Source organism: Nocardia sp. NPDC003345 (assembly GCF_053589395.1).
Genome location: NZ_JBSFRU010000385.1, coordinates 1 through 5,580, shown reverse-complemented (window position 1 = coordinate 5,580; position 5,580 = coordinate 1). Strand labels below are relative to the sequence as shown.

The window sequence follows — 5,580 nt, the reverse complement described above, 5'->3', positions numbered from 1 at the left end:
GCGCGGCCGGTTCGCCCGGCTCACCCACCAGCGGGATGAGATAGTCGAGCAGCTCGTTGGTGGTGTTGTAGTGGATTCCCAGACTTTGTTCCTGAATGGTCGCGTTGTAGCACCCCGCGTCGATCTGCAGACAGGATGCCAGTGCGATCGGGCCGAGCGGGCAGTGCAGCGCCAGAGCCACATCGTAGGCCTCGGCCATATGCGCGATCTTGCGCGCTTCGGTGATACCGCCGCAGTGCGAGGGGTCGGGCTGGATGATGTCCACCGCGCCCGAGGCGATCACCGATTTGAAATCCCAGCGGGAGAACAGCCGCTCCCCCAGCGCGATCGGGATCGGCGACTGCCGCAGCACATCCACCACGCTGTCGACGTGTTCGGACAGCACCGGTTCCTCGACGAACATCAGCCGATACGGTTCCAGCTCGCGCAGCAGCACTTTCATCATCGGCTTGTGCACGCGGCCGTGGAAGTCGACACCGATGCCGATATTCGGGCCGACGGCGTCACGGACGGCCGCCACATTCGCCACGCAGCGGTCGATCTTGTCCCAGGTATCGAGGTACTGCAGCTCCTCGGTTCCGTTCATCTTCACGGCCGTGAAACCGCGGCCGACCGCGGCCCGGGCGGCTTCGGCCGTCTCGTCCGGGCGATCGCCGCCGATCCAGGAGTACACCTTGATGCGATCACGCACCCGGCCGCCGAGTAGTTCGTGCACCGGCACGCCCAGCGCCTTGCCCTTGATATCCCACAGCGCCTGGTCGATACCGGCCAGCGCGCTCATATGGATGCCGCCGCCGCGGTAGAAGCCGCCCCGGTAGAGCACCGTCCACAGATCTTCGATCTGCCCCGGATCCCGGCCGATCAGATAATCCGACAGTTCCTCGACCGTCGCCGCGACCGAGGACGCCCGGCCTTCGAGCACCGGCTCGCCCCAGCCGACGACGCCGTCGTCGGTTTCGATGCGCACGAACAGCCACCGCGGCGGCAGCGTGTACGTCCTGATCGACGCGATCTTCATGAACTTTCCTCCTGTGCAGCGGACTGCGTTGTCCGGTGACGAGCGGGCACTATCGGGTGGCGGCCCAGATTGTCGAGAGCCGGCGTGCGTTGACGCGCACCTGATCGGCGCTGTCGCCCGGCCGGTAGAGCGAGGTGCCGAGACCGGCGCCGCCCGCGCCGGCGGCAAGCCAGTCCCCGAGGTTGGAGGCGTCCACGCCGCCCACCGGCAGCAGTTCGACCTCGGCCGGCAGGACGGCCCGGACGGCCCGCATACCGGAGATGCCCAGCGCGTCGGACGGGAACATCTTGAGGCTACGGGCGCCCGCACGGACCGCGGTGAACGCCTCGGTCGGGGTGGCCACACCGGGATAGGGCCGCATCCCGGCGTCGAGGGTAGCCGCGATGACCTCGGCATTCGTATCGGGGGACACGACGAGTACGGCGCCGGCCGCCCGGGCCCGGGCCACATCCGCCACGTTCAGGACGGTGCCCGCACCGATCGGAACCCGCGCCCCGAACCGGTCGGCCAGTAGTTCGATGGAGCGGAACGGGTCCGGTGAGTTCAACGGCACCTCGATGGCGTGGATACCCTCCTCCACCAGTGCCGCGCCCACCGCGAGCGCATCGCCGGGGGTGATTCCGCGCAGGATGGCGATCAGTCCGGATCCGGTGGGCAAGGGGTGGGCCATGTACTCCTCCTCGGTCGTGACGGTGTGCGATTTCCCGGTCATCGTGGACTACCGTCCGGCGCGACCAGGCCCGACGCGACGGCGACCGACCACAGCCCGGCGGCGGCCGCGTCCTCGCCGCTCACGATCCAGGTCGACGCACCGCGCATTCGCAGTGCGACGGTGTAGCGGCGGCACAGGTCGGCGTTTCCACACAGCACGATCGGTCCGGTGCCGTCCTGGTGCGGGAGCAGATTGCGTACCTCGTCGGCGATAACGACGCCGGACACGTAATCGGTCAGCGAAGCCGGAGCCAGCAGCCCGTCGAGTACCAGCGCCCGCGCGCCGAACAGGGCGGCGCCCAGCCCGCGCGCACGGGCGGAGAACCCCGCGTTCAGGCCGCGCGCGAACGCGGCGTCGTCGCGTCGCGGCGCCGCTCCGGTATGGCTCAGCAGCCCGTGCCGGGTGACCAGACCGTACAGTTCCCCGCTCATGGCCGTGGTGAACGCGGCCACTTTGCCGTCGTCGACCCGGAGCCATTTGGTGTGGGTACCGGGCAGGACCAGCGTGTGCGCGGCCTCGGGTGCCCCGATCAGCTCGAGCGCGCCGAGGACCTGGGTCTCCTCCCCACGTAGCACATCACCGGCGATATCGTCGTGCGGATCGGAGGGGACCCGCAGACCGGGAACGAGATGCAGTACGCCCTGCCCGGCCGCGACGCCCGTCAGCGCATGGGACAGCCCGTCCAGCCGCACCGGCACCGTGAGATAGCCGGCTTCGCGCCAGCCCTGCGCGCTGCCCACCATCCCGCAGGCGAGGGCGGGCAGGCCGGGATACTCGCGCAACCAGTCCCCGCATACCGCCAGGAACGCCGCTTCGTAGGCCCGTGCGCGGGACGCCGCGTCGGCGCCGCCGGTTCCGGCCGCCATATCGAGCAATCCGCCGCCGTGATCCCGGGAGTCCAGCACCCGGCCGTGGGTACCGAGCAGCCAGGAACGCATCGACGTCGTACCCCAGTCGAGTGCGATGAGGCGCGGCGCCGGGAGTTCTGGCCGGTCGGGTGTCATGACCGTCACTATGACCAGAGGGTCCCAGTATTACCAACTCAGTCCCTATTTATGGGACGGTAGAGTTCATGACCCTGTCGCCCGACGATGTTCCGCCCGGCACCCAGACCCTCGCCCGGGGATTGGCGGTGATCCGGGCGGTCGCCGACGGCGCCCACGGATTGCGGGAGATCGTGGAGCGGACGGGGTTGGGCCGCAGCAGCACCCACCGCCTCGCGCAGTTACTGGTCGTCCAGGGATTCCTGCGGCACGACAACCGCGGTTACACGCTCGGCCCGGCGCTCATCGAACTCGGCTTCAAGGCGCTGCACGGAAACCCGCTTCCGCTGGTGGCACGTCCGGTGCTCGAGGAACTGTCCGATACCGTCCTCGATACCGTTCACTTGGCCGTCGAAGACGGTGGTTCGGTGCTCTACCTCGATAAACTCCCGGGGTCGCGCGGCGCCGAGATGCGGTCGCGCATCGGCTACCGGATGCCGCTGACCCGGGCCGGTGTCGGGAAGGCACTGCTGCTGGACGCCCCCGACCGCTGGGCCGGGCAGTACGCCGCCGACGAAGCGACCCTCCCGCCCGGGGCCCGGCGCGGCGAACTCGACGAATTCCTCACCCGGATGCGGGCCTACGCCCGGTCGGGCGCGGCCATGGATCTCGAAGACAACGAACCCGGCATCCGCTGTGTCGCCGCCCCGATCCGCGACGGATCGCGTGCGGTGGTCGGCGCCGTCAGCGTCTCGGCGACCACTCCGTATATGCCGGACGAGCGGATGCGCGGACTGGTCCCGGTGGTGCGGCGGGCGGCAGGCCGGATCTCGGCAGCCCTCGGCTATCAAGCGATATGAGGTCGCCGCGAACGTCACGCGCCGAGTCGTACCGCCGAATTCACTGCATCGCAGAAAATTTCGGGGACGCCGCGCCGGGCAATTGCCCATGCCGTATCTCACCGGTCCGGTGATATCGACGCCGCACTCTCGCATACCCGATCGCCGAAAACGCAAGGCCCGGCGGTATTTCACGAGCCGGGTACCGCCACATCGGCTTCGGATGTACATCATCGCGGAAATCTCCACCGCCGCGATCGATTCGACGAGGAAAGCCAAATTCCTCAGCGGTGAAACCTCGTGAAATGATCATCAATTGGCCACCCAGTAAATTGATATTGCCTCGAATCCCGCTGCGTCAGCGGTGACTCCAGAGTCAATCGAATGACATAGATGCAGGTCGCAGCCGTCCACACGGCGGCATCGGCCAGCGCCGGCACCACATCCGGTAACCGTGAATTTCGCACGCATTCGAAGCGCCGGCACCGATTCGAGATCAGATCAGTATTTGATCTTCCACGATCCCCGGACACCTCAGGACAATTACTGTCCGGAATACAGTTCAATTCCATTTAACCTGTCCGACCGATAACGTTTATATAACATGACTATCAATATCTGTGGCGGCGCAATCGGCCTCGCCGGATCGAGCGATACGAACAGGAGCGAAAACATGGGTTCAGTGGATCTGGGTAGCCTCGGCGACCTTCTGAGCGCTTTTTCCGATATCCTCAGCGGATTCGGGGGCCTGGCGACCTTCTCCGCCGAATAACCGGCAAGGCCATCGGCGCGGGGACGCCCGCGCGAGCGGTCCGCCGGACGGTAGCGTCCGGCGGACCGTTCTTTTCGTCACCGGGGCCGGGCGCACCCCGGGAACGGCGGCATCGGCACGGCGCCGCACCCCGCACGGGCGGGTTCATCCCGGAGGGCGGACCGTCGCGTTACGCTACTGCGGGCAGATTCCGTGCGGCGGATTCGCCGCCACCCGCCCATTGCGAGAGGACCGCGATGCCGACAGTCGAGGGTGTCGATCCGGCCGTGCCGCCGAGCGGCCCGGGATGCGTGGAGTGCGAACAGGAGCAGGGCTGGTGGGTGCATCTGCGCCGCTGCGCCCAGTGTGGGCATATCGGCTGCTGCGACAGTTCCCCCGCCCGGCACGCCTCCGGTCATTTCGCCCGGACCGGGCATCCGCTGATCCAGAGCTTCGAACCCGGTGAGGAGTGGTTCTGGGATTTCCGCACCACCGAGATGTTCGAATCGGGGCCCGAGCTCGCTCCGCCGCACCACCATCCGTCCACCCAGACCATCCCCGGGCCGCGAGACCGCGTTCCGGCGGACTGGCGCGACCATATCCACTGATCGGGGCCTCTCAGGACTGCCGCGCATCGGTGCTCCGCGCGCTCGCTTCCTCCCACACCGGTCCGAAGATCAGCCACAGACCGGTGATCGACCAGGCCCGGCCGATCCACGTCAGTAGCGCGCCGACCTGCTCGCCCTCGGCGACGGTCACGATCACCACACCCAGCGCCGCGGACGCGACCACGGCGGCGAGCACCACTCGATACCACTCCCGCCAGGTCGCCGCCACCCGCTCCCGGCTGCCCTTGGCGGGCTTCACCGGCGCGGGACCATTCGCGTACCGGTGCGCGAACCGGATATCGGCCCAGCGGACCACGGCGGGACCGAAGGCCACGCTCACGCCGAGGTAGATCGCCGCCAGACCGTGTACCGCCCCCGGTCGCGCGCCCCGGTGCAGGTCGGCCGCCGCGGCCGCGATGAGCGCGATATCGAGCAGGGGGATCCCCCAGAGCAGCACGGCGCCCAGGGTGCGCAACCGCAGCAGATACCGCGCGCTGAGACCGGCCGCGAGCAGAACCCACAGCCCCACCTCCGACGCCACGATCATCGTCGCGACCGGGTTGTCCCGGATGGTCTCCAGCATTGCGCCCTCCCTGGTACCGACCTGCGAGAACGCTAAATCCGGGGGGAACGCGCCCGCATCCTCCGATCGGAGGATGCGGGGAGGAC

6 protein-coding genes are annotated in these 5,580 nt (G+C 68.2%); 2 read left to right on the top strand and 4 right to left on the bottom strand.

Features of this window, described 5'->3' with window-relative positions; genetic code table 11:
* The 3 genes from dgoD to ACWDU1_RS28700 all read right to left on the bottom strand — a co-directional run.
* The coding region (dgoD, locus tag ACWDU1_RS28710; RefSeq protein WP_450003223.1) for a galactonate dehydratase at positions 1-1,018 on the bottom strand (1,018 nt) is incomplete at its 3' end.
* Between the two features lie 49 nt (positions 1,019-1,067).
* Positions 1,068-1,730: a 2-dehydro-3-deoxy-6-phosphogalactonate aldolase gene (locus ACWDU1_RS28705; RefSeq protein ID WP_450003221.1), complete on the bottom strand. Its 663-nt coding sequence runs from the start codon at positions 1,728-1,730 to the stop codon at positions 1,068-1,070.
* Positions 1,727-2,734, bottom strand: a complete 1,008-nt coding sequence (locus ACWDU1_RS28700) for a 2-dehydro-3-deoxygalactonokinase (protein ID WP_450003220.1) — start codon at positions 2,732-2,734, stop codon at positions 1,727-1,729. The genes ACWDU1_RS28705 and ACWDU1_RS28700 overlap by 4 nt, the downstream gene beginning before the upstream one ends.
* A 68-nt stretch (positions 2,735-2,802) precedes the next feature.
* On the opposite strand from ACWDU1_RS28700, the gene ACWDU1_RS28695 reads away from it, so the two are divergent.
* Both ACWDU1_RS28695 and ACWDU1_RS28690 read left to right on the top strand, forming a co-directional pair.
* A complete protein-coding gene (locus tag ACWDU1_RS28695) occupies positions 2,803-3,573 on the top strand; it encodes an IclR family transcriptional regulator (RefSeq protein ID WP_450003218.1) in 771 nt (256 codons plus the stop codon).
* A 987-nt stretch (positions 3,574-4,560) separates the two neighbouring features.
* On the top strand, positions 4,561-4,911 hold the full coding sequence (locus tag ACWDU1_RS28690; RefSeq protein WP_450003216.1) for a UBP-type zinc finger domain-containing protein: 351 nt from the start codon (positions 4,561-4,563) through the stop codon (positions 4,909-4,911).
* Positions 4,912-4,921: 10 nt separating this feature from the next.
* Here ACWDU1_RS28690 and ACWDU1_RS28685 read toward each other — a convergent pair whose 3' ends face one another.
* A complete protein-coding gene (locus tag ACWDU1_RS28685) occupies positions 4,922-5,494 on the bottom strand; it encodes a hypothetical protein (RefSeq protein ID WP_450003214.1) in 573 nt (190 codons plus the stop codon).
* Positions 5,495-5,580 lie beyond the last annotated feature (86 nt).

Bases quoted from the DNA above. Each gene is read 5' to 3' on its own strand.
- ACWDU1_RS28700 (WP_450003220.1), bottom strand. From the start codon at position 2,734: ATGACACCCGACCGGCCAGAACTCCCGGCGCCGCGCCTCATCGCACTC.
- ACWDU1_RS28690 (WP_450003216.1), top strand. From the start codon at position 4,561: ATGCCGACAGTCGAGGGTGTCGATCCGGCCGTGCCGCCGAGCGGCCCG.
- ACWDU1_RS28705 (WP_450003221.1), bottom strand. From the start codon at position 1,730: ATGACCGGGAAATCGCACACCGTCACGACCGAGGAGGAGTACATGGCC.
- ACWDU1_RS28695 (WP_450003218.1), top strand. From the start codon at position 2,803: ATGACCCTGTCGCCCGACGATGTTCCGCCCGGCACCCAGACCCTCGCC.
- ACWDU1_RS28685 (WP_450003214.1), bottom strand. From the start codon at position 5,494: ATGCTGGAGACCATCCGGGACAACCCGGTCGCGACGATGATCGTGGCG.